Below are 23,302 nucleotides of genomic sequence, written 5' to 3'. Positions count from 1 at the left end.
CGGTGCATCGATGTGCTTGCCGACGCTTGCATGAGCGCTCGATCGCAACGGTGGTGGACGCGTCGGATATCGCTCGATCGAGCGGTGAATCGGACGACCGAGTGGGTGCGTGTAGGCGGTATGAATGAGCGCCCGCACCAGCGCGATGACACCCCACGCAGGCATCATCCGACGACGTGCCCACGAAATATGTTGCGCTGCGCTGAATTCAGGATTACACTCCCCCCGAGGAACGAGGGGGGAGTGACCCCGGAGGGGTGGGCGCGCAAGGCGCTCTTGCGAGCACTCGGATCCGCCCCGGGATCAGACGCTCATTTCACCAGGTGTCTCGAAGTGTTCGTGCCACACCGCTTCGACAGGCACACCGGCTCCGCGGCAGCCCTTGCCGCTGTCGTTGCTGCGAGTTTCCGACAGAGCGCTGTGAGCACCGTTCCCACAGTGCGCACGAGTGATGCACCGAATGCCCGTGCTCTGCGCCCCGTCACGCTGCTGCACGCACCTCATCCCCACTCTCGTTACGCACGGAGCCGTACGCACCCAGCCGAGTCCGAACCCTCGGCGAGTCATCGTGTACGTACTCGGCGCGGTCGCCCACTGCTCCAGCTACCGTGTGCTCGAGATCGGTCGAGCATTGCCAGCCTTCGCGCGACATCGGCGAATTTCTCCGTCCCACAGCGACCCTCGCACGCGTGCAATCGATTGATCGAGGAGCGGTACCCCCGTTGGGGAAATCGGTGACTTCGTTCTACGGTCACCCGCAGCCGAATTCAGGTGCACCGACCGACTCTCGACGATGGAGCACTCATGTCCCTCATCACCACAGCAGCCCACCTGGCAGTGGCCACGCCGGTGACCGGCGACGTGGTCGCCCAATCCACCGAAGTCACGACTACTGGTGTGCGCGCGTGGATCGGCGACAACATCGTCTTCCTGATCATGCTGTTGATCGCGTGCGCCGTCCTGATCGGCGGTCTGCGAGCGAACCTGTCACGAGTCGTCACCGTCGGTGGCCTGGCCCTGATCGGTATCGCCTACTTCGCGCTCTCCAGCAACAAGGACGCCTCTCTCGGCGTCGGCAACTGGCTGCTCAGCCTGTTCGGCATCAACGTCGCCTGACTCCCTTTCAACCCGGATAACCGAACGACGATCGAGGAGCGACCGTGATCGACAACGACGACCTGTTGCACCGCGTGGATCAGCACTACCTCGGCCCGACCGGATTTACCTTTCCGATTCGGATCCGCTATGCCGCCGTCGGCGTCGGGGTAACGACCTTCGTGGCGGTGTTCGTGCTTGCCCGCGCCATCGTGCATGTGCCGCTGGGATTCAAGTCGCTGACCGTCATGTTCGCCCTCGCCGTGGTCATCACCGCCAAGGTCACCAAGTACGTCACCGCCGACCGACCGATCCGATCGGTGATCAAGGCCGCGTGGAACGACCTGACCGCACCACGACCACCCCGGCCCGGACAGACCGTCGTGCTGCGCGTGCGCGATCTTCCCCGACCGATTTCCACCGCGCCGACCGAAGGTGGGTCCATCCGATGAGCCTGCAACCCGAACACGAGATCGCGGCACTATTCGATCCGAACTTCGACGAGCCCGAACCGATCATTGTTCCCCCAGGCGCGCTTCCGCCCTCGTGGGCGGCAGCGCTGGCCACCGGACTCGGGCCAGCAGCGCCGCGCGAGCCGGCGTGGCCGCAGGCCCTCGAGGCCGACATCGCAGCAACATTCCCACCGGCTGCGATCGAGCCGCCGGCGCCGCCGATACCGGCCGATACGGCAGCACCCTCCGAGAAGGGCGGCAAGCGCGAGCGGCGACACGGCGGCGGTCCGAATGCCGAATTAACCCGGCAGGCCGCGGAGGCGAAGAAACGCCGCGACCGCGACCGCAAATCCGTGCGCCTCGACCTCATCGGCGTCGAGGGCAACATCACCCGCACGCGCCGCCAATCCACGGCGTGGTTCGTCCAACCTCCGGGGCCGTGGAACATGCGGCCCCTCGGCAAGCAACGTCGCTACATCCAGAACGAAGCGCTCGTGGTGGCCAATCTTGCCGAGGCGGGAGTGACGGGTCTACATCGACGATTGGTACGCACCCCGTGGCCGGTGCGGCAATGGGCGCAGGCGCACGACGCCTGGGCCGAACCGATCCCCGACGTTCCCGGCGCGTTGTCGTGGGCCGATTACCTGCGTGGCCAGCAGCACGCGATGCTGTGGGGAAACCCCACGCAGAAGGGCCGATACTGGGGTGTCGAGTTGCCGCCCCGATCGGTTCTGGCCCAAGCTCTCGACGTCGTCGGCGCGTGGCTGCTCCCGGTGGTCGACACACCGCTACTCGGCAGACCGGCACGCCTGGTGCGCCGATGGGCACGCGAGGCGTTCGTGGGTGAACAGAAGGCGATCGCCGATCACCTCGGCACGATCGAGCGACACCTGGCCGGCCAGGGCGTCAACGCCAGACCCGCCACCCCGGCACAGATGGACTATCTGCTGCTGCGCTCGGCGACCCTCGGCCTGCCGCTCGACGCCGACGGTGTCATCGCCGGCGGAGGCGACTGGGAGCAGTCCGATGTGGCTGCGCTCGAAGACCTCACCAACCCGGAACTGACACCCGGGGATGGCTACACGACGGTGCGCGGTCAGATCGGCGGCCGTGCCTACACCGGCTACGCCATCGTGCTCACCGTCGGGCGCATGGCACCGCTGCCGATCCCGGAACGAATGCTGCCCTGGCAAGTCATCGGGGACCCATCCGGGGAACCGCTCGAATGGTCCGAACGCATCACGCTCGAGACCAAACGGCAGACCCTGCGGACTCTGCGCCGCCTGACCTCGAAGATTGAATCGCAGTTCGACCACTACACGGTTGAGCACGATCAGGTGCCGCCGCAGGAACTCGCCGAGCAGCACGCGCTCGCTCAGCGGGTGATCTCCGATATCGAGGAGGACCACTCGGGCCTGTCGGTACGCACCGAGGGCTGGTACCGGGTCCTCGTAGTCGGCTCCTCCCCTGCCGAGGCCAGGGAAAAGGTGGCCCTGCTCCAGGAGATGTACGCACCCCGAATCCGCCTCGAACACGAGCACGGCCAGTACCAGTTGCTGCGCGAGTTCATTCCGGGCGAGCCGCTGGCAAACGTCGCCCATTGCCGCCGCATGACCGTCGAAGCACTCTCGGCCGGCATGGCCGCCGTCGGTGACCGCATCGGTGACCGCACCGGCGTCGTCATCGGGCAGACCGCCTCGATCGCCCCGCGCCCGGCGGTGTGGGATCTTTTTGCCGCGCACGAGAAGAAGCACAAGTCGGGGCTGACCCCGGTCGTCGCCGTGCCGGGATCGGGCAAGTCGTTCCTCGCCGCCATGATCGTCTACCAGGCCGTCCGAGCAGGCGCCTACGCGGTGGTGCTCGACCCGTCCGGACCACTCAAGAAGCTCGCCCAGCTCCCCGAGTTCCGGGGTATCGCCGAAGTCCAGTCACTGACCGGGCGCACCTCCCGCCCCGGTTCGCTCAACCCGTACCGGGTGATCGTCGACCCGCGGCGAGACGACCCGGACTACGACCCCCAGGGCCCCGACTACGCCGACGATCCCGACCCGGTCGCGGCTGCGCACGCCCAGTACGAGGCCGACGTCCGCGCCGCGGCCGCCGAGCGGATCTCGGTGGCGGTCGCAGTGCTGAAGATGATGCTCACCCCTGCGCGGCTCGAACACGAGTGGACCGAGACGGTCCTTCAGACCGCGGCGAACACGGTCGGCGGCGAGCGGCACCACAACCTACGCGAAGTGCTCGACGCCATCGCCGCGATCGGTCGCAACGACGACAACATCGATCTGCGGTCCTGCGCGAAGAGCGTGCATCAGGACCTGTCGATGATGGCCGACCTGGCCGAGGCCCGGGTTCTGTTCCCGGAAGAGGGCACCAGCGGCGAGGTCGAGGACACCGACCGTGACGTGCATCTGACCGTGCTGACGACGCCGGGCCTGCAGCTGCCCCCGAAAGGCATCGACCCGACGCAGTGGACTCCGCAGCAACGGATGGCCGGGCCACTGATGCACATGGCCGCGTGGATGGCGAACCGGCTGATCTACGAACTGCCCCGCTACGTCCGCAAAATCTTGTTCCTCGACGAGAACAAGTACATCGAAGAGACCGGCGCCGGCCGCACCCTGAACTTGCGCATCGCCCGCGACTCACGCAAGTACAAGGTGCGCGCACTGGTGTGCTCGCAGCTGCCCGATGACTTCCTCGGCGTCGACGGCACCGACGACAAGTCCGCGCTGACCTACGAGGTGATCATCGGCGATCTCGGTGGCAACGCCCATGCCATCGAGGGCGCCCTCAAACTGCTGAACCTGCCGCTCGGCGAGGGCTACGAGTCGCTGCTGGCTGGTCTCGGCGGCGGTGGCGAAGACACCCTCGATGAGGACGTCAACACCGACGAACTCGACGCGGCACGCCGCTTCATCGTCAAGATGGCCGACGACATCGAGCTGATTCGCTCCGACTGGACGCACTTCGTGCATCTGGCGCACGTGTTCGACGCCCTGGACTCGCGAGCAACCCGACCCGTGTCGGGAGGGACGTCTTGAGCGCGCAGCGATTCCGATTCCCGCAGGCGCAGCGCCCCTCTGCTCGATGTCGCAGCCTGCGATGCAAGGCGCGGGCGGTGCACGGCCTGACGGTGCTGTTGCTCACCGCTGTCGCGTTCATCGGGCTCGCCGGTGTCGCGGCAGCGAGCGGCTTCGACTGCAAGGAGGTCCCCTCGCCGCAGTTTCCGAACGAGGTGCTCGAGACCGTCTTCGACTCGACCAGCGCGGACCGGCCGGCGCGGGACGGCTCGACCGGCTACGAGACCTACGGATGGGCCGGCCTGGATTGGTACGTCTACGACCTCGGGTGCGGCGAGGATCTGGTACGCGCACCCGACGCTGTCCTCGACACCAACTACGGAAACCTGTTCCTGGGTATCGGAAAATCGATGGCCGCAGCGGCATTCTGGCTCGACGATCAGACGAAGACGGGCCAGGCGGCCACCGATGCCGGGGTCGCTCCGGTGCTCTCACAGTTCGACAAGATCGTCTACAGCATCACCGCCGGCATGCGCGCGGTCTATTGGACATGGCTGGGCGTTGCGCTGGCCGTCGTCTCCGTGCTCGTGTTGTGGAACGCGCTCAAAGCAGACAGTGCCGGTGTGACGCGGACGAGCGCCGTCGCGGCGCTCGGCCTGATGCTCGGGGCACTGCTGATCGGCGCACCGCAGAAGGCCCTCCAGATCTCCGACGACACGTTCGGCTCGCTCGTCACCGAGACCCAGGACCAGATCTTCTCGGTTCGCTTCGGCGGCGGAGAGGGCAACGGCACCTTGGTTTCCGGTGGCACCAACCCGCGCGATGTGCTGCTCGACCAGATCTTCCTCGAGGACTGGCGCAAGGGCTGGTTCGGCACCAATTACGACCCGACCGATCCCGCCCAGCTCGGCCCGCGGCTGCGCAATTCGCTGGCGTTCTCCTACGCCGAGCAGCAGCAAGTCAAGGGCGATCCGACGGCTCAGGCACAACTCGCCAAGGACAAGGCCGACCAGTTCAAGGAAATCGTCTCCTCCCTCGAAGAGGACTATCAGCTGTCCTACTACCAGTTTCAGGGCAAAAACTCCGGTCGCGCCGGCACCGGGTTCATGGCCATGCTCAAACTGGCGATGCCCTCGCTGCTGTGGATCGGCGCGTCGGTCCTGAAACTGACCGCACTACTGGCGATCCGATTCGCGGTGCTGTTCGCTCCGCTCTGGATTCCGGTCGCGATCGCGCACGGCGGGTGGCTGTCACGGGTCCTGCGCACGTTGGGCTCGGCCTACCTGTGGGGTGTGGCCGGCGCGGCCGTCGTCGGGCTGTATCTGATGGCGCTGGTCTCGCTCTATGTTCACTCCGGCGGCGACGTCGACGGCACCTGGCGACTGTGGATCCTGGTGCTGCTGACCGTCGCGGGTTGGGCGTTCCTGCGGCCGTTCAAACGGATGTCCCAGACCCTCACGCAGAACCGCACGTCGATGCTCAACCGCAAGGCACGTAATGCCCAAAAGACTCTCCGGCGGAAGCTGTTCACCAGCGCCGCCACGGCAATCGGCGGACCGGGTGCCGGGGCCGCCGTCGGCACCGCGCAAACCGTGAGCGACCTGCACAGGCGACGCACCAGCGGCGAGATCGCCGGGTTAGGTGGGGTACCGGTACCGGCCCGCCCGGAAGGCCGGTCCCTGAACAACCAACGTCAGCAGGCCTTGACCAAGTCCCGCGCCGACGCCCGTAAGAGCCAGTCCTCGGGCAGAGCCCGCCGACTCGATCAAGCATCGGCGGCGGCCACAGAACGCGACGTCCGCCTCGCGGGTATCGCCGCGATGGCCGGACGTGATGCGGCCCGCGGCAAGGCCGAGAGCCCGGACGCCGAGAAGGCGATGCGTATCGGCGCCACCGTGTGGAAGCGGATCGATACAAGCGAAGCCGAAGAGCAGCAGCTGGATCGGCGAGCCCGCCGGGACCTGCTGACCGCCGGCGTGGGGCAACGCTGGGACGGCGGGGATCGCTCTGCGATCGCACCGATGAAGGTCTACACCCCCGGCCGGCCCCACCGGTCCGGCCGCAATGCGCGAACCGATGTTCTTGCCTCGCCGACGGTTCGTCGACAGCAGCAGCAGGAACCGTCGCAGAACATCCGGGTGTGGACGGCCCCGACTCCGGGATCGCACCGGCAGGATCGGTACAGCTGATGTCGGCATCCGGGCCCAATCCCGTCCTGGCACCGGTTCGGCGCTGGGTGCTCTACTCGCGCGCGCACCTGGCGATCACCATCGCCGGATTCGTGGCGCTGCTTTTCGTTGCCGGCGCGATCTTCGGCCAAACTCCGCCGCGGCCGCCGGCGTCCACCGAGGTCACCGCCGCCGAGAACGTCGCCCATGCACCGGCCATCATGGCGGAATCGATCACCTACGAGCTCAACGAGGTCACCGAGTCCCAGGTCGCCACCCAACCCACGACGTGGACTGCGACAAGCGCACCGGCCACCGCGATGGCGTACGCACACGCCTTCGCTGATCCGACTGTGTCGGATACGACATGGCTGACGGCTCTCGCTCGATTCACCAAAGAGGCGCCCGACGAGACCCTGGTGTCGGCACGGCCCCGGATCCCGCTGGTGATCACCGGTCCGACCAGCAGTCGCCTCGAGGAACGCGCCGGCACCCGCACGGCACACGTGATGGTTCCCACCCAGATCGGAAACATGCAGATCGTCCTCACCGCCGCCGACCACGGGACACGGTGGGCAATCACGACTCCGCCCACTCTGAGCCTGAGCGTGGCCGAGAGCAGCACTGCGACGTCTCCCCCACCCGCCACACCAACCCTCACCACCCCGAACGTGACAACGCCAGCGACATCCGAACTCGGTCTGCCGATATCGAGCCGCGCCGCTCCGTCGGCATCCGCCGACACCGCCGCCGGGAATCCCTTCCCGGAGCCGGTCCCCGGCCCGATTCCCATCCCGGAGCTCGACACCCCGATCCCCGGGGAACGATGACCATCGTCGGCGCGGCGCGCGTCCTGATGCTCACCGGTGCTGCGGCCGTTGTCCTCGGGACTGCGGCGTGCGCCCCGGCACCGGTTATCGCGAAGGACCCGTGTCGGTCCGTTCCCAGCGACAACGCCGGGATGGGCTCGGGTACGCGGGATCTGGCACTGCGCCCGTCCGGACCGATCCGCATGCCGGTCGAGCCCGGAACAACCACGTACACCTCGCCGTTTGGTGCGCGCTGGGGGGCCGCTCACCTCGGGGTGGATCTGGCCGGACCCGTCGCTACGAAGATTCTCGCCGCGCTCGACGGTCGGGTGGTCGCCGCGGGATCGGCCGCCGGTTTCGGGAACTGGATCGTCATCGACTCCAATGTCGACGGCAAACCAGTCTCGACGGTCTACGGGCACATGTTCGACGACGGCCTGCGGGTCGCGGCGGGTGATGTGGTGGCTGCCGGGGAGCACATCGGCGATATCGGCAATGCGGGCGAATCCACAGGACCACATTTGCACTTCGAATACTGGCAGGGCGGTCGGTTGCAGGGCGGTGTGGCGATCGACCCGCTGACCGTCCTTCCGGGTATCGCCGACCAATCAGGAACCAGCGGTGATGCTCTCGACCTCCACCGCGACGCGAACATCGAACTCATGGCCTCGGTCCGATCGGCCTCCGACTGCACCGGATTCGGAGCGCCCGGCGTCGGGGAGCTCGCATTTCGTGCTGTGCCAGCCGAGTTCGAGCGGTGGATCAGGCGCGCGGGCGCGGTATGTCCCGAGATCGATTCGCCGTTGATCGCAGCGCAGCTCGAGCAGGAGAACGGATTCCGCCACGGTCCGAGCGCGCCGGTCTCCGCGACCGGTGCGACGGGTCCGGCACAGTTCATGCCCGGCACATGGAGCACATGGGGCAAGGACTATGACGGCGACGGCACGGCGGATCCGAACTCGATCGGGGATGCGGTGATGTCGCAAGCGCACTACATGTGTGCGCTCTACCAGGAGGTTTCCTCCATTCCAGGGGACGCGATCGGCTTGACTCTGGCCGCGTACAACGCTGGGCTCGGCGCGGTCCAGGTTCACCGGGGAATCCCGCCCTACGCCGAGACACAGCACTACGTCGCGAAAATCACCAATGCCCGTGGGAAATTCGTCAACCCCAACTCTCGCGGCCGTTTCGTCCCGAGTGGCGAACGGGGCGGTCAGATCGTCACGGCTGCACGTGACTACCTCGGTACTCCGTACGTGTGGGGCGGCGGCGGAACCGCGGGGCCGTCCCGTGGTGGGTTCGACTGCTCGGGCCTGACCTCGTATGCCGTGCACGCTGCCAGCGCCGGGAAGGTGACACTTCCCCGCACCTCGGAGCAGCAGTGGTCCGTGGGCATCGAGATCCCTATCGATCAAGCCCGGCCGGGTGATCTCGTGTTCGGCGATTGGGGACCGAACGGGCCCGGCCACGTGGGCATCTACTCGGGAGCAGGACAGATGGTCCACGCACCCACAACCGGAGACGTGGTCGAAGAAGCCCCCATCCGGACCGGAATGAGGGCTCGACGAGTGATGTGAGAAATGCGTCATCAATGCTGCCGGGCAGCGCTTTTCGGAAAGGGACGGTAGAGGCTATGAGGGTTCGCATGCTGACGCTGATGGCCGTGCTCGCCGCAGTGGTGGGCCTTGTGGCCTACTCCAGTTCACGGAGCAGCGACCGTGTGGACCCGTCGGAGGGTACAACCACGACCACCCCGGCGGCCGTTGGCACCCCGGCCACCCCGATCCCGGTGCCGACCGACGCGGCGATCACCGAACCGCCGGCGGCGTCCCGAGCCGCCGAGGACGCAGCGCGTGAAGGGCTCACCGTGGCCTTCACCTGGTTTCCCGCTACCGACGCGACACGGAACGAGGCGTATGGGCGAGCCCGCCGCTGGCTGACCGACGCCCTTGCCGGCCGCATGGTGATGAATGCGACGACCGAACGCGGTCCGGGTGTGCGGTGGACGCACTGGGCGCAGCAGCAAACCAAGATCGTGGCCGAAGTCAGCATCGAATGCTCCGGATGCCCCGCGGACACCGACGACGTCGTCCGGCGGGTGGCCACCATCAAGCAGACCGCAATCTCGGGCGACCGCGCGACCGCGGTCACCCCCGACACCACGGTGTGGGTCGCCGTCGTTCGAGAACGCGATCGCTGGCTCATCGACGATGTCCGCTACTGACTACGGAGAACTTATGAACCGCAAGAGCATTGTCACGTCCCTGATTGCGATCGGCGTGATCGGTGGTCTCGTCGGCCTGACCGTATGCAACAGGGATCGGACGATCACCGAGTCGACGACGAGTACTCGAACCACGACCACCTCACCAACCGATGTCACAGCCTTCAGCGAGGACGACTTCGGTGCCAGCGTCGTACGCGGGTTCGCCGACACCATCGTCGCGACCGTCGAAGAACGCGGAGGTACCCCCGAGCAAGCCGTCGCGGCGTTGGTGGCCAGCAACGCCGAAACAGGCTGGAGAAGCGCTCTCCCCTTCAGCCCACAGGGAGGCATCCGGGACATCTTCGGGTGGCGTTATACCCTTCCGGCCTCAGCAGAGTCGTGGGAGGCCGCGGCCGAGGCCACACAGGTCTTCATGGACGTCGCCGCCACGGTGCGGGTCGATCCCGCGGACCCGGCCGCCTACGCCCTTGCGGTCCAGCGCGCCGATCCGCGTGGATACATCACCGAGGAACGGCTGCTGAAATCGGGAAGGACCCCCGAAGAGCACTACTCCGCTGCACTCCCCCGGGCTCAGTCGGCCTACGAGAAGCTGCGTCCTCCCTCCTGACGGTCGCCGAGGTCCTCCGACGGGTCGGAGCGTCCCCAGGAATCACCGGTCACCACCCGTTAGGTTGCAGCAATGAACAGTCTTCGGGGAGGCGCTGCCGTCATCACCGGCGCAGCATCGGGCATCGGCCGCGAGCTGGCACTACTACTGTCCGAAGCCGGGGTTCCGTTGGCACTCGGCGACATCAACGGTGACGAGCTGGACCACACGGTGCAGCTCTGTTCGGCCGGTCGTTCGACTCCCGTCTCATCCGCCGTGGTGGACGTACGGGATGAATCATCGGTCGGGGACTTAGCCGACCACACCAGCACCGCCCACGGCCGCATCCGGTCGGTGTTCAATGTTGCTGGAATACTTCACTCCGGCAACATCATCGATACTCCCATCGAGTCCTACGAGCACGTCCTTGCAACGAACTTCTTCGGAGTCGTCCACGGCACGAAGGCATTTCTGCCGCACATTCTCGCCGGCGGCGGCGGGCATGTCGTCAACGTCTCGTCGGCGTTCGGCCTTGTGGCCGTGCCCGGCTATTCCGCCTACAACGCATCGAAGTTCGCCGTCCGGGGATTCACCGACGCGCTTCGTCAGGAGATGCTGATCGCCGGCCACCCGGTGCAGGTAACCTGTGCGTACCCCGGGGGCGTCAAGACCTCGATTGCCCGTACCGCGCTCCACACCGACAAGGTCGACTCCGACGCGCTCGCGCGGTCGTTCGACGAGTGGATCGCCCGAACCGATCCGCGGGTGGCCGCCGAGAAAATCCTTGCCGGTGCCGCTGGCGGGCGCGCCAAGGTCCTGATCGGGAACGACGCCCGGTTCGTCGACTTCTTCTCTCGCATCGTGGGAACACGACACCACAGGCCGTTGGCCGCCGCCCTGCGGAGAAGACAGATGTGATAGTCATTCCTTAGGTACATCCAGTCTCGGGGGGGAAGAGATGGCCAATCCATGGCTTTTGATCAGTGCATTTGGTGGGGCCGAACCCACCCTCATCGGACAGGGGAATCAGCCCAAGTCCTTCATTCCGCTCGATCGTGTCTTCCGAAGTCGACACACCGCCAGCACCGCGATGCTCGAAGTCCAGCAGCTTGTTCTCGACATGATCAATCGCCCGTCTCCGATCGACCACACGGCCACGTCGGGGTCACGGATGGTTGCTATGCCTCTTCTGAACTCGGAGAGACGGTTGCACGGGCTGCACCTGTGGCGCGGCCGCGTCGACGAGACCCCGCCCGATCGTGATCCCGTCGGAGCCTGGCATTTCAACCTCACGTTAGGACAGGCATCCGGTTCCGATGACCTCTTCGATCTGTACCGAGTCGCAGAGGAGGACCGTCGATCCACCGTCGCCCAGGCCGGCGCCTTCACCCGGTTGAAGACCAACCTCGACGAGGGCGAGGCTCTGGCGAAGATCCTCCGGTCCGAACCCGGCACCGAACATCAGGCTGTGTGGACGGTCGTCCGAGACGACGGGGAAGAACGCGCGGCACATTTCTCCTGCCGGATGCTCCGTGAGGGTGAGCACGTGATCCTCCGCGGCCTCACCCACGACATCGGTCCGGCCGCGTCTGCTCGCGTCGCAGCCCAAGCTCCGGTCGTTCTCGAGCACCGGATCGTTGAGACGAAGCTGCGTCCCGGCGAACATCTCGCGTATGTCGATCTCAGGCGCTTGCAGCTCGTCAAATGGCGTGGTGAGCCGATGCCGGGGATCGCATGGGAGAACCTGCCGGGACAGCCCACTCCCGGAATACATCCGGACGACGTATCGATCGCGCGACGAATGGTGGACGACCTCGCACACCGTTCCACGTCCGGCGAGATTCGCTTTCGAGCACTCGACGGGACCTGGAGACTCGTCCACCTCGAGGTCTCGTTGATGATGTTCGATCAGCACACGACCGGTGGGCTTGTCACCGCGAGATTCGCTGAGTAGCAGCACTCTTCGTGCACATACTTGGGACGAGTTACATCCACTCGAACGCAATGCCAGGAACATCCGAAGAGTGGGCAAGTTGCTGTTGCGGCACGAGCGCCTCGATGCATAGGGTTCTATGCGCGTGCCCAGTTATCCAGGGAATCCTGCGGTCTGTGCCATCTCCGGACCGCTTGTAGCGCGATGCCTACTTCGGCGTACCCACATTCCCTGGACCAGGAGACGAATGACAAAGGTGGCACCGCATCAACCGAGTCGACTGCGGCCGAACCGTATTCGCCTCAGCCGCTCCGTGAGCGCGGAAGGATTACGCCGGGGCGCCCAGCGGCCGGTTACGCACTCGTTCGTAGCTCGCCCGCAGCTCCGCTTCCGAGATCCCGAGTGCCGCCGACAACCGGCGCGCGGCGTTGTCGGAGAGCGAGATCTCGCCGCGCTCGACACTGCCCACTATCCGGGTGGTAACCCCCGCCGCGGCCCCGAGTTGGGGTTGAGTCATTCCCCTGAGAACACGCCAGTCGCCCGGGTACCGCTCCTCCTCCGGGACCTTGACCAGGTCTGCCACGGCGAGGTCGAGGAGGTCCGCCACCTTGGCCAGCAGGTCGACTTGGGGGGACGACTCGCCCAGTTCCCACTTCCGGATGGTGCCCGGATTCATGCCCGCGCTCCTGGCGAGTTCGGCTTGGGAGAGACCCCGAGCTCGCCGCGCGTTCGACAACGCCTGGGGCTGGAAGCCCCGCATCACTCGTCTGCTCACAGAGCCCCTGCCAGGTACGTCTTCATCGCTAGACACTGTGCAATCTCCTCGATACGATGCGCACACGATAATGTCTACAGAATGATGGTTTTAGAATCACAAAAAGGGGGGGTGACGGGTTCTGAGAAGTGAAAGGTCCCCCGGCTGTTGGTAGCAGCCAGGGGACCGTCGACCAACCGATCGTTAGCAGCAATCGGTAAGCCACGAGGTCGCAGGGTTAGCAGCCCCACGGCCTCCTTGCAGTTGGAGACCTGCATTGAACACGTTAGTTGGCGCAGCACGCCTGCGCCTAGCCCCTGCTCGATCCCGAGGGGACGCATCACGAGTCGAACTCTCCGACCGGGTCCCCCCAGGACCCGTTCGGGACATCCTCTCCGCCCACATCCCAGCCGACGACACGAGGGCCTGCGCGTGCTGCGGGTTCGAGTACACCTTGGAAAAGCCTCTGTGCCCGCTCGTCGCCGCGACTCTCCGGAGACTCGTCGTCACGACGCCGACGAACCCCCTCTTGACGCTGACGCCCGGTCGCCTGCACCGAATCTCACGCGAACACACGGGAACAGGCCGCTGCCGCAGATGCGGATTCGTCTACTCGTCAGAGGTCCGAACGTGCCCGACCGCGCGCCGCATCACGGCAGAGCTGGAGCGACGCGGGCTCGAGCCGTTGAGTCGACCCGATAGAGCAGTCGGGCTTTGTGCAGGCCGCAGCAATCTGTGGGAGGCGACCGAGACGGACCCGGCGCACTGGCGACGCGCGATGGCCGCATGCCGCGCATGTCCTCTGCTCGCACAGTGCGAAGAGCGAGTCGAGGAACTCGTCACCCAGAAGACCCCTCCCAGGATGGCAGTAGCCGCTGGAATGCTCTTCAATGTCCGCGGTGAAGTTGTTCCCGCCGACAAGGTGATGCAGTACGCGATCAGTCGTGGGCACGTCGCCAAGCTGCGGCCGGGGACCGGTCGTCGACGTGTTCCCTCAGCGGTGGTCGCATGACCGTGACCGCCATAGACCGCGACGGCCGTCGATGGGCCCTCATTGCCATCGACGGTGAGCTACGTGCACGTCTGGTGCACGGCTCGGCAACGCCGGCACACCTGGAACTATCCGAGCTCATCAATACGTTCGGACCGCTTGTCCTTTCCCCCACTCGTCGTGCTGACACCGTCGGTTACGCCGCGTTCATCGACACCGTCGATCTCGTTGCATCCGACCCCGCCACAGCCTCGGTCGAATCCATCGACCAGGTGGCTCGATTCGCACGCTCGATTGTCCTTCCGGGCAGGCACGCGCGCTGACGCCGCGGCGCGCGGTTGCCGCCGCGCGCTGCCGGTGATCACCGACTGACCGCGACGAGCTGAACGGTGTTCCAGCGCACCGATAGCGGAGGGAGTACACAGCACCGAGTGACCGACTGAGCAGCCTCGATACAGGATCCAACTTCACAGCGCAGACCCAGAGACACAGACTCCGAAGGGGTTCGGTCGAATCCCAGGGGGAAGACCCGCCAAGGTCTTCCCCGCCTCGGAGCGGTCGACTCGCCGACGATCACGCTCCTGGGTGGGTGACGGAAGCGCCAACTTCCGACACTCGAACTGCATTCCCCGAAGGGACTTACCGTGCCAGGTACGTCTCAGGGTAGCGCATACCCTGTTTCCTGCTCTATCAGAACATCATTCAACCCGGATGTGTCGCCCGAAACCAACAGTGACACCTCCTCCTCCTCCTCGATTCTCGGGCCCGACGACGGTGCGTCCCCGGGTCCCGCGGCGGATCTCCAAGTCGACAGCGATTCCACCGATACCGACGAAGCCGCGGTTACCGCCCTTCTCGCAACCCAACCCACAAAGTCGCGATCGTTCTCCCGGCCGATCGACGACGGCGTTGCCGCCCGAGTACCGACGTGGCAAAGCCGCGCGCGATGGCTGGCCATGTGCGAGTGGGTCGCCATGAACACCGATCGGGGGCGTACGGCATTGCGCCGGTACGAAATTGCACTGTCGACGTTCCTTGCCACCTGTGCGGCACACGCGGCCGTCGCCGAATCGAGTACCGGGCGACGGGTAACCGCAAGCCTGGCAACCCTTCAGACCCGTTCGGGACTGTCGAAGGATGCGCTGCGACGAGGCCGCAGGGTGATGCGCGAGCTCGAGTTCGGTGTCGAGTTGGCACGCGGGAAACTACTCGACCGGATCGAGCGTGAGGCCGCGGCCCGCCTGCACGAAGAGAGCCAGGGCGTACGCCCGGACCGCCCCCAGCGCGGCGCAGCAAGCGTATGGGCGCTGTCGTCCCCATTGTGGGCAGTCGAGGCAATGCCCGAACCCGAACCTCGCAGGCGGCCCTCACGCCGACGACACCGCACCGCGATACGGCGGCCGGTACCGACAGCGTCCCGCCCCTGCTCCGCACCCCAATCCTTCAGGGCTTCTTCCAGACGTGGATCTTCCGTTGGGAAGAACTCACCAACGCGCGAGCGCGCGGGCTCAGGAACATCGACAGTGTCTCCTCGCTCGATCAATCTCCAGCGGGCAGCGGCCGTTCTCATCGATCGAATCCCCGCACTGCGGTCGGTGGTCGGATCCGATCCCGCACTGTCGACCGGGCGCCACCGGCACGTCGGGGTTGTGTGCGACCTGCTCGTACACGTCGGGATCGACACCAGCCGATGGACCGGGATCGACATCGTCGACGCCCTCAACCGGAGCGCGGCGCAGCGCGGCTGGACATGGCCGACGTCCGCGGCCATGAGCTCGCCCCTCGGGCTGCTGAAGTGGCGACTGAGTCGGATCGATTGGTCCGGTCCGTCGCCGACGCAGAACGCGACCGCCGGCCGCGGCTGCGATGGTGAATCGCCCGCCGACATCGCCGACCGCCTGGTCAAGGCTCGGCGGGCAGAGATTGCCGCCTTCAATTCGTCGACGCGGACCGCTCCCCCTGCCTCGGCAGAGCACCGGAAGGCGATGCGGGAGGCCTTCATCCAGGCTCAGACGCGGCGGCGCCATTCGACCGTCGCAGGGGTCAGTTCCGGCACGCAGACAGCGCGGCAGAGTTGCCCTATGAATATCCCCGCCATCGTTCGGGATTCTCCCCTCGATCGCTGATGGCCACTGCGGCACGCGTCCTCGCCAGCCGATAGCCCCGCAACCTCGCGGTCGTCGGCTCCTGCGAGTCCCGAAACACGCAGAATACCGCTGGTCAGAGTGCATAAACGGATCCGCAGGAAGGGGAGCACCCCCCTTGGGGAAAACGCCGTAGTAGGTGAATGTAAGCACCCACGTGTTCCTTCCGGTCATCGAGGTGCCCATGCCCGCCAGACGTTCGAGATCCCGCCGCACGGTCGCACTGATCGCCACCGCGACCGTCGCCGGCAGCGGCGTCACGCTCACCGCGCCCACGATCGCCAACGCAACCCCGGCCAGCTGTGCAGCCACGTTCAACCTGTTCATCCCGGGCACCTGGGAGACCGACGAGAACGCCGACCCCGCCCAGCCGGTGGGAATGCTCAAACCCGTTGCAGACGCGCTCAAGAGCGAGCACGGCAGCCGGGCACAGGTGTACACGCTGCCGTACATGGCACGAGCATTCGACAACGGGCACACCTACGCCGACAGCAAAGCCGACGCCGTCTCCAAAGCCACGCAGGTGCTCACGAACATCGCGAACTCCTGCCCGAACACGAAGTTCACGATCGTCGGCTATTCGCAGGGCGCCGACGCCGCGGGCGACATCGCGTCCGACATCGGCAACGGCAACGGCCCCGTCGACCCCGACCGGGTGCTCGCCGTCGGTCTCCTCGCCGATCCCGCTGCCGGAACCACAGGGTCGGCGACCGTCGGACCCCGTACCTCGGGACACGGCATCGCCGGCCCCCGCCCGCACGGGATGGGCGCACTCTCCGGCCGCGTCGCCTCGATCTGCGACCCGGGCGACCTGTACTGCTCGATCGAGAAGGGATCGAGCCCGCTCCTCGGCTCCCTCGGCTCGATCCTGAGCAAGACCCCCAGCACCAGCGACACCACCACAGCCGACGGCCACAGCCCGCTCGCCACCGCACTGACCTCGGACTTCTCCGACGCCGACCTGCCCGCCCTCGGATCGAACACGACAGCCCTCGGCCAACTGCTCGCCGCACCGACCGTCGACATCCGACAGGTCGCCGCGACCGCGACATCGATCGCGAATACCATTGCGGCACTGACAGACCTGATCGACTCCGGCGCCGCCAACCCGGCCGCGAACAGTCAGCTCGCAGCCGCACCACTCGACTCCGCCGAACACAACGCCTCCGACGTCCTCACCCGGGCAACGCAATCCGACCTCGACCAAGCGCTCCGCACCGCCACCGACCTCGCCGAAACCGCCACCGCACTGACCGGTGGTGACCCGCTGCACCTATCATCGACCGCTCCGGAGATGCAGACCCTCGCGGCGACCGCACACACCCTCAACACGCAGATCGCGCCGCTCGCCTCAACCCCCACCAACGCACTCGCCTCGGCCACCGGCGTGCTGTCGGTCCTCAAGCCGACGGTGGTGGTCAACCAGATCCTGGGCGTCGTCACCGGTGTGACCGCACTCGACATGCCCGGCATCCTCACCAATCTGACCCTGCTGCCGCAGAAGGTCGCCGCGCTCGACGCCCACGGCGCGCACCAGATCGCCGGCGAGCTGAACAACCAGTTCGCCCCGCTGGTGAAGATGGCCGCCGCCGTCGACCTGCACTGGGTCTCGCAGGTGCTGGCGATCATCCCCGATCCCTCCGGCGCCACCCAGATCGCGGCACTCGTCGCCTCGATCCTGGCAAACGTCGACGTCATCCGCCTGGCCAACCTCGTCGGTCAGATCCAGGAGATCGCCTGGTCGGCCGTCGAGAAACTGCTGCCCCCACCCGGGCAACACCCCGATCCGCTCGGCGCCGGCGCGGCCATGACCGGCCTCGTCCCGGTCGGCCTGGACCTCGCATCCGTGGCGACGACCATGCTGACCGGCACGGCCACCAAGACCCCACCCGAACTGCTGGGCAAGCACGCAAACACGGTGTCTACCACCATTACCGACCAAGCCGAGACCCTCGACCTGCCGCAGCTGTCGAACTTGCTGCTCGAACTCTCCCGGTCACAGGGTGCCGAGGATCTCGCCGCCCTGGTCGGCGAAGGACTGGGCGCCGTGAGCTTTTTCACCTCCGGTGCCCACACCAACTACAACGCTCTCGTCGTCGACAACGCCGGCCGCAACGCCATCGAGTGGCTCTCGGATTGGCTCAACCTTCAGATCGGACGTGCCCTATGAGCCCCCGGGCCCACAACCCCGCCGCGCGCTGGACCTGGTGCACCACATGCCAACACCGCGGCTACCACACCCGCAGCGACGCGAAAACCGTCCGCAAACGCCACCCCGGCGAAAAGGGCATGGCCGTGTACCCCTGCCCTCATACCCCGGGCCTGTTCCACCTCGGCCACCGCCCCGACGCACTCAGTAGAGGAACGATCGACCGGGATCGCCTGCGGGTGCAGACCATACAGGACGCCGGCATTAGACGACCAGGACACATCCGCTCGCAATGACCACAGGCGACGCCGCTTTCCCTACGGCGCGTCCAGCGTGCACCATCACTGAGCCACGGCACGTCAGCAGGAAGCGCGTGAGGAATACACCGCCGTTGATGCGTCACCCCAGGAGAGTGTGGGCATCGCCGCGGAACCCCACCGATCCGATCTTCCCGTGCAACGCTGCACCATCGGCCACCGTGAACGACTTCGACATCCAACTCTGTCCCTGCAGCCACTACCTCGCGATTTGCCGGAAGTACCACTCGACCAAAGTAACTCGTGCTGTCCCGGCCTCGACTCGACCGGTCGAGGCCGTGCCCGGCTACGCGCGAGCGCTTCGATGAATCAAGGACGCAGAGCGATGACCTCGTCGTCGAGAAATCCCCTCAGCCCGACGCTGAAGACATCGTTGTCGTCACCGGCGACCATATGGCCGGCCCCGGACACATCGACCAATTTCGCGGTGGGGATCAGCTCCAGCAACTCCTGGGCACCTGCCTCGCTGACCACATTCGATTGCTTGCCACGAACGAGCATCGTGGGAACGGTGACCGCGGCGGCGGCATCCCGAGCGCGTTCGTAGCGCACGATCGAGTCCGCTTGCCTGGTAGGTTCGTCGCCCTGGCGAAGGAACCCCGGGTCCCAATGCCAGAACCAGCGACCATCACGCAGACGCAGGTTCTTGCGCAGCCCGTCCGGGTTGGGCTTGCGGACCCGGTTCGGGGTATACGCCGCGATCGCCGCCGCAGCGTCGTCGAGGCTCGCGAAGCCGTCGAGGCCACTGCGCATGAAGGCCATGATTTCCGCCGTACCGCTGGTTTCGACCCTCGGTGCGATATCGACCAGGACGAGACCGCGAGCGAGATCCGGGTTCTCCCCTTGCCCGATCAACGATGTCATCCCGCCCATCGAGGCCCCGACGAGTACCGGCTTCTCCCCCAACTCGGCGACGATCGAGGTCAGGTCGGCGACCAACGCATCGATACCGTAATCCCCGTCCGGCGCCCACTGGCTCTCTCCATGCCCGCGTGCGTCCACCGCGACGGCGGACCACCCGCCCATCGCGAGGTTGCGCCCGGTGTTCCGCCAGGAATGTCGGGTTTGCCCACCGCCGTGCAGGAGCAGGACCACGCCTTTCCTGTCGACACCGGATCCGCCGACCCCCTGCGACGGTGGATCCCACCGGTCGGCGGCCAGTGCGACCCCGGCGCCACGGAATTCGGTCTGTGTGACCCTGGGATTCATCAAATTCCTCACCAAACATTATCGAGTCGAGCATTCTCCACCATGGTGCACCATAGGGTGAACAATGGTTCACCCCGCACTCGGTACACAGGTCCCTTCCGGTCGTTTGCCCAACGAAGGCCCGGACTGCAGAAGTCGCCGTGCTCGGAGCGCCTGTCGCTCCGGCCTGCCTGGTGGATGGGCAGCGGCGGCGGCATCGTCGAAGGCCGCACGCCGTCGGATTTGTTCCGGCGGCGCATTGCTATGTTCCATGCCTGCACACACCCGGCCTGTTCCACCTCGGCCACCGTCCCCATGTGCTGAGCAACGGAGATATCGGCAGGACTCGTCTGCGGTCACAGGCCATACAGGACGCCGCCGGTAGATGACCAGGACACATCCGCTCGCAGTGAACACACGCGACGCCGCAGCGGAGCGGTACAGGGGCAACTCCCACGAGGACACTTCCCTTGAGGTTTCCCGGATTCCTTTGGCAGCCTGTTGTTTCAGCTTCTTCTCATCGGTGTCGGTGGCGGAAGCAATCACAGACCACAGCGGACACGCCGCCGGTGACGGTTCCCGGGCACAACGCCTGCGCCCTGCTCGACGTCGATGTCCTGACCGCCAGCGGATTCAGTGACCGAACCGCGCAGTCCCCCGGCGCCCCTGAATCGACCACGCACGGCGCCGTCCTCGCCACCTACGCGTGCGGCAACTCCGACAGCAGCGTCATCGTCGGGATCGACCTGCACAACAGCCCGGAGTCGGCCCGCCAGGCCGCCGACTACAACACCAGCGACGACCAGAGGTTCCTGATCGACAGCGGCACCCGGGTTCCCTTCGACACCACCCGAGGCGGCGCGACGATCATCAACACCGAACCCGGCGTCTCCCGCATGAATTGGTCCAACGGCCCCTACACGGTCCTGCTCGAGGTCATGTCGGACCCTGGCGTCCCCGGCCTGCCCGCCACGCATCCTCACGAGATCATCGACACCATAGTCACCACAATTGTCGAGCGCGCCGACGCACGCCTTACCAGCAGCAGCTGGTGCGCCCGGCAAACACCTGATCACTGCCCCTCGGCGTTGAAGACCTGCTCCCACGGCGCGGGGGTCGAGCGTGGCGGGAGTGCGGTAGACCGGCCGCTGGTTGGCCAGCTCGGCTTCGCCCAGAGACGTTGGAGGGACCAGGAAAGAAACCGTCCTGCTACCCTGAAGATGATTCATCTTGAATCAAGGAGGTGGGTAAATGAGCACCATGGACATCACCCGTGATCGGGCAGCTGCTGAGCTGGACGAGGTCGCCGCCCGATTGCGCCTGGACAACCGTGCGCTGCTGCGGGTCGTGGCGCGCGCTCACAAGGCCGGGATGCGGCAACGTGCGATCGAGAAGCATCTCGACGTCTCCCAGGCCACCGTGTACCGATTGCTGCGTCAGACCGCCGAGAACCCCAAGATGCTCGAGCCCACCCCGGCCGAGATCATCGATCAGCGCACCGCCGGGCAGATCAGCACCGAGCAGATGATGAAGGAGCTGCTGAACTGGAACTTCACCTTCGGCACCGTCCCGAAAGTCGGTGGTGTCGCCACCGACGCGTACGAACCCGGCAGCTGGGACGAGGTCGAGCGCGCCTTCTACCGCGGCCAGCTCACCGAAGACGAACTCGCCCGGCTGATGGACAAGAACAAAGACAAGCTCGAACAGTCGGCGCGTTCTGCGTGAGTGATTTCCCCTCGTCGCGCGAGGCGGTCGGTCGCCGCGCAACTCGCCGACCTGTCCGCACCCGACGCACCACTGAACACCGACTCACCACGCAACACCACCCGGCTGTATGCCGTCTCGGTCCGCCGACGGGTGTTCCGCAAGACCGTCATCGACCGGTACCTCGACTCGACACCCATGCCACCACGGGAGGGTCGCTCGGCGCTGATCACCGCCGGACCGCCCGGGGCGGGCAAGTCCACCCTGCTCAGCCGGCAGATCGCGGATCTGCAGGACTATCGACGTCTCGACGCCGACGAGGTCAAAGACCATCTGATCCGCCAGGCCGTCACCGACGGAATCTACGGAGACCTGCTCGAGCGGCCCCTCGCGGACGGCCACCCGATCGCGCCACGCGAGCTCGCCGCGTTGGTCCATCACGAGTCGACCGCGCTGATCGATCAGATTCGCCGAATCTGCACCGACCGGCAAGAGAACGTACTCATCGAAGGCACGAGGCGTGGGCGACCTACACCCGGAGGCTGGCAGCGAGCGTGTGAGCCTCGCCGATCAGGCGCGGGTGCCCTCCGCCGGACCGGACACCACCAGCGTCGCAAGGTCCTCGGTGACGTCGACGAACCGGTGTGGCAGACCCGCCGGGACGAACAGCACCGCTCCGGTGGGCGCCGGGATCGAGCCGGTGGGTGTCCACAGGGTCGCGCTGCCCGCGGTGACGACGTAGATCTCGTCTTCCCGGTGGGGTTGTTGCCCGTCGGCGGCGCCGGCCGGGATCGAGTACGTGCCCACACTCAGATCGGCGCGCCGCAGGTGTTCGACGTAGTGGGTGCTGGGGCCGGCGTCGAACCGGCCGGCGTGCTCGAGTCGCCGGGCCGGTTCGACGCGCACCGCGCGCCCCGACACGGTGATGCCGTCCTCGGGTGTGCCGATCTCCACCCCGATCTCGCTGGGGCGCCCCATGTCGGTGCCCTGGTGCACGACGAGCCGGTCCCCCGGGTGCGCCATCCCGAGATGACGGAGGTACCCGCCGAGGGCGGCCGCGGCCGATCCGGTGGCGGGATCCTCGACGACGCCGCCGACCGGGAATGGGTTGCGGCTGTGGATCTCCCGCGGTGAGGCGTACCAGAACAACTGGGCGGTCATCGCTCCCAGTCCGGTCAGCACGGCGCGGAGCGCGTCGAAGTCGTAGTCGAGGCGGGCCAGTCGGTCGCGGGTTGCGACGGCAAGCACCAGGTGACGCGACCCCGCGTCGGACACGACCGCGGGGAACCGTGGATCGACGTCCTCCGGGGCCCACCGCAACGCGGTCAGCGCGTCCGCGACGACGTCGTCGGACAGGGCGGTGATCGTCGGGGGCACCGAGGTGAACGAGGCGTGCAGGCCGTCGGTGCGATGGTCGATCCGCACCGGCACCCGGCCCGCCGCGGTGAGCATGACCATCTCGTCGTCGCCGTGGTGTTCGGCCAGGGCGATCGCGGTGGCGATCGTGGCGTGCCCGCAGAACGGCACTTCGACTTCGGGGGAGAAGTATCGGATGCGGTAGGTGTGCGGTGCGTCGCCGTCGGTGACGAAGGCGGTTTCCGATGCGCCGACCTCGCGTGCCACCGTGAGCATTTCGCGGTCGGACAGTTCCCGGGCGTCGAGCACCACCCCGGCCGGATTGCCGCCTCCGGCGCTCACGGCGAACGCCTCGTACAGCTCCACTCGCGCCATCCGTGTCCTCTCTCCATTCTCGTAGTCTCGT

Annotated in this window: 18 protein-coding genes and 1 pseudogene; 16 read left to right on the top strand and 3 right to left on the bottom strand. The window is 66.5% G+C overall.

Annotation, left to right across the window (positions count from 1 at the left end; translation table 11 throughout):
- The first annotated feature begins 804 nt into the window (after positions 1-804).
- The 10 genes from ACN675_RS03000 to ACN675_RS02955 all read left to right on the top strand — a co-directional run bounded on the left by ACN675_RS03000 (position 805) and on the right by ACN675_RS02955 (position 12,314).
- Complete coding sequence (locus tag ACN675_RS03000) at positions 805-1,116, top strand: hypothetical protein (protein ID WP_197251206.1); 312 nt, start codon at positions 805-807, stop codon at positions 1,114-1,116.
- Between the two features lie 44 nt (positions 1,117-1,160).
- Entirely contained in the window at positions 1,161-1,547 is a 387-nt protein-coding gene (locus tag ACN675_RS02995) for a hypothetical protein (RefSeq protein ID WP_420749438.1), read from the top strand.
- Positions 1,544-4,591 (top strand): ATP-binding protein, encoded by a 3,048-nt coding sequence (locus ACN675_RS02990; RefSeq protein WP_420749437.1) that lies wholly within the window; start codon positions 1,544-1,546, stop codon positions 4,589-4,591. The genes ACN675_RS02995 and ACN675_RS02990 overlap by 4 nt, the downstream gene beginning before the upstream one ends.
- A gap of 77 nt (positions 4,592-4,668) precedes the next feature.
- Positions 4,669-6,759 carry a hypothetical protein gene (locus tag ACN675_RS02985; RefSeq protein ID WP_420749441.1) on the top strand — a complete coding sequence of 697 codons (2,091 nt, stop codon included), beginning with the start codon at positions 4,669-4,671 and terminating at the stop codon, positions 6,757-6,759.
- Positions 6,759-7,568 (top strand): hypothetical protein, encoded by an 810-nt coding sequence (locus ACN675_RS02980; protein ID WP_420749436.1) that lies wholly within the window; start codon positions 6,759-6,761, stop codon positions 7,566-7,568. The genes ACN675_RS02985 and ACN675_RS02980 overlap by 1 nt, the downstream gene beginning before the upstream one ends.
- A complete protein-coding gene (locus ACN675_RS02975) occupies positions 7,565-9,124 on the top strand; it encodes a peptidoglycan DD-metalloendopeptidase family protein (RefSeq protein ID WP_420749435.1) in 1,560 nt (519 codons plus the stop codon). The genes ACN675_RS02980 and ACN675_RS02975 overlap by 4 nt, the downstream gene beginning before the upstream one ends.
- Before the next feature lie 56 nt (positions 9,125-9,180).
- Entirely contained in the window at positions 9,181-9,771 is a 591-nt protein-coding gene (locus tag ACN675_RS02970; protein ID WP_420749434.1) for a hypothetical protein, read from the top strand.
- Positions 9,772-9,784: 13 nt separating this feature from the next.
- Positions 9,785-10,381 carry a hypothetical protein gene (locus ACN675_RS02965; protein WP_420749433.1) on the top strand — a complete coding sequence of 199 codons (597 nt, stop codon included), beginning with the start codon at positions 9,785-9,787 and terminating at the stop codon, positions 10,379-10,381.
- Between the two features lie 72 nt (positions 10,382-10,453).
- On the top strand, positions 10,454-11,278 hold the full coding sequence (locus ACN675_RS02960) for an SDR family NAD(P)-dependent oxidoreductase (protein ID WP_420749432.1): 825 nt from the start codon (positions 10,454-10,456) through the stop codon (positions 11,276-11,278).
- A gap of 40 nt (positions 11,279-11,318) precedes the next feature.
- Entirely contained in the window at positions 11,319-12,314 is a 996-nt protein-coding gene (locus ACN675_RS02955) for a GAF domain-containing protein (protein WP_420749431.1), read from the top strand.
- 307 nt (positions 12,315-12,621) lie between these two features.
- On the opposite strand, the gene ACN675_RS02950 is transcribed toward ACN675_RS02955, so the two are convergent.
- Positions 12,622-13,053 carry a helix-turn-helix domain-containing protein gene (locus ACN675_RS02950; protein WP_420749440.1) on the bottom strand — a complete coding sequence of 144 codons (432 nt, stop codon included), beginning with the start codon at positions 13,051-13,053 and terminating at the stop codon, positions 12,622-12,624.
- A 1,002-nt stretch (positions 13,054-14,055) separates the two neighbouring features.
- Here ACN675_RS02950 and ACN675_RS02945 point away from each other — a divergent pair.
- The 3 genes from ACN675_RS02945 (at position 14,056) to ACN675_RS02935 (ending at position 18,352) form a co-directional block, all read left to right on the top strand.
- On the top strand, positions 14,056-14,361 hold the full coding sequence (locus ACN675_RS02945; RefSeq protein ID WP_420749430.1) for a hypothetical protein: 306 nt from the start codon (positions 14,056-14,058) through the stop codon (positions 14,359-14,361).
- A 1,326-nt stretch (positions 14,362-15,687) separates the two neighbouring features.
- Entirely contained in the window at positions 15,688-16,164 is a 477-nt protein-coding gene (locus tag ACN675_RS02940) for a hypothetical protein (protein ID WP_420749429.1), read from the top strand.
- A gap of 202 nt (positions 16,165-16,366) precedes the next feature.
- Positions 16,367-18,352 (top strand): cutinase family protein, encoded by a 1,986-nt coding sequence (locus ACN675_RS02935; RefSeq protein WP_420749428.1) that lies wholly within the window; start codon positions 16,367-16,369, stop codon positions 18,350-18,352.
- Between the two features lie 605 nt (positions 18,353-18,957).
- Here the strand turns inward: ACN675_RS02935 and ACN675_RS02930 are convergent.
- Complete coding sequence (locus tag ACN675_RS02930) at positions 18,958-19,857, bottom strand: alpha/beta fold hydrolase (RefSeq protein ID WP_248676399.1); 900 nt, start codon at positions 19,855-19,857, stop codon at positions 18,958-18,960.
- A 548-nt stretch (positions 19,858-20,405) separates the two neighbouring features.
- Here ACN675_RS02930 and ACN675_RS02925 point away from each other — a divergent pair.
- The 3 genes and pseudogenes from ACN675_RS02925 to ACN675_RS02915 all read left to right on the top strand — a co-directional run.
- Positions 20,406-21,113: a hypothetical protein gene (locus tag ACN675_RS02925; protein WP_420749427.1), complete on the top strand. Its 708-nt coding sequence runs from the start codon at positions 20,406-20,408 to the stop codon at positions 21,111-21,113.
- Entirely contained in the window at positions 21,088-21,561 is a 474-nt protein-coding gene (locus ACN675_RS02920; protein WP_248676397.1) for a helix-turn-helix domain-containing protein, read from the top strand. The genes ACN675_RS02925 and ACN675_RS02920 overlap by 26 nt, the downstream gene beginning before the upstream one ends.
- Positions 21,562-22,044, top strand: a pseudogene (locus ACN675_RS02915) (zeta toxin protein); the annotation flags it as partial.
- A 66-nt stretch (positions 22,045-22,110) separates the two neighbouring features.
- On the opposite strand, the gene ACN675_RS02910 reads toward ACN675_RS02915, so the two are convergent.
- Positions 22,111-23,271 (bottom strand): PhzF family phenazine biosynthesis isomerase, encoded by a 1,161-nt coding sequence (locus ACN675_RS02910; RefSeq protein WP_248676396.1) that lies wholly within the window; start codon positions 23,269-23,271, stop codon positions 22,111-22,113.
- Positions 23,272-23,302 lie beyond the last annotated feature (31 nt).

It is taken from the genome of Rhodococcus sp. O3 (assembly GCF_048897285.1).
In the GTDB taxonomy this organism is placed as follows: domain Bacteria; phylum Actinomycetota; class Actinomycetes; order Mycobacteriales; family Mycobacteriaceae; genus Rhodococcus.
This window is presented reverse-complemented; position numbering and strand designations above follow the sequence as displayed.

Bases quoted from the DNA above. Each gene is read 5' to 3' on its own strand.
- ACN675_RS02945 (WP_420749430.1), top strand. From the start codon at position 14,056: ATGACCGTGACCGCCATAGACCGCGACGGCCGTCGATGGGCCCTCATT.
- ACN675_RS02970 (WP_420749434.1), top strand. From the start codon at position 9,181: ATGAGGGTTCGCATGCTGACGCTGATGGCCGTGCTCGCCGCAGTGGTG.
- ACN675_RS02990 (WP_420749437.1), top strand. From the start codon at position 1,544: ATGAGCCTGCAACCCGAACACGAGATCGCGGCACTATTCGATCCGAAC.
- ACN675_RS02910 (WP_248676396.1), bottom strand. From the start codon at position 23,271: ATGGCGCGAGTGGAGCTGTACGAGGCGTTCGCCGTGAGCGCCGGAGGC.
- ACN675_RS02955 (WP_420749431.1), top strand. From the start codon at position 11,319: ATGGCCAATCCATGGCTTTTGATCAGTGCATTTGGTGGGGCCGAACCC.
- ACN675_RS02965 (WP_420749433.1), top strand. From the start codon at position 9,785: ATGAACCGCAAGAGCATTGTCACGTCCCTGATTGCGATCGGCGTGATC.
- ACN675_RS02975 (WP_420749435.1), top strand. From the start codon at position 7,565: ATGACCATCGTCGGCGCGGCGCGCGTCCTGATGCTCACCGGTGCTGCG.
- ACN675_RS02930 (WP_248676399.1), bottom strand. From the start codon at position 19,857: ATGAATCCCAGGGTCACACAGACCGAATTCCGTGGCGCCGGGGTCGCA.
- ACN675_RS02935 (WP_420749428.1), top strand. From the start codon at position 16,367: ATGCCCGCCAGACGTTCGAGATCCCGCCGCACGGTCGCACTGATCGCC.
- ACN675_RS02980 (WP_420749436.1), top strand. From the start codon at position 6,759: ATGTCGGCATCCGGGCCCAATCCCGTCCTGGCACCGGTTCGGCGCTGG.
- ACN675_RS02920 (WP_248676397.1), top strand. From the start codon at position 21,088: ATGAGCACCATGGACATCACCCGTGATCGGGCAGCTGCTGAGCTGGAC.
- ACN675_RS02960 (WP_420749432.1), top strand. From the start codon at position 10,454: ATGAACAGTCTTCGGGGAGGCGCTGCCGTCATCACCGGCGCAGCATCG.
- ACN675_RS03000 (WP_197251206.1), top strand. From the start codon at position 805: ATGTCCCTCATCACCACAGCAGCCCACCTGGCAGTGGCCACGCCGGTG.
- ACN675_RS02950 (WP_420749440.1), bottom strand. From the start codon at position 13,053: ATGCGGGGCTTCCAGCCCCAGGCGTTGTCGAACGCGCGGCGAGCTCGG.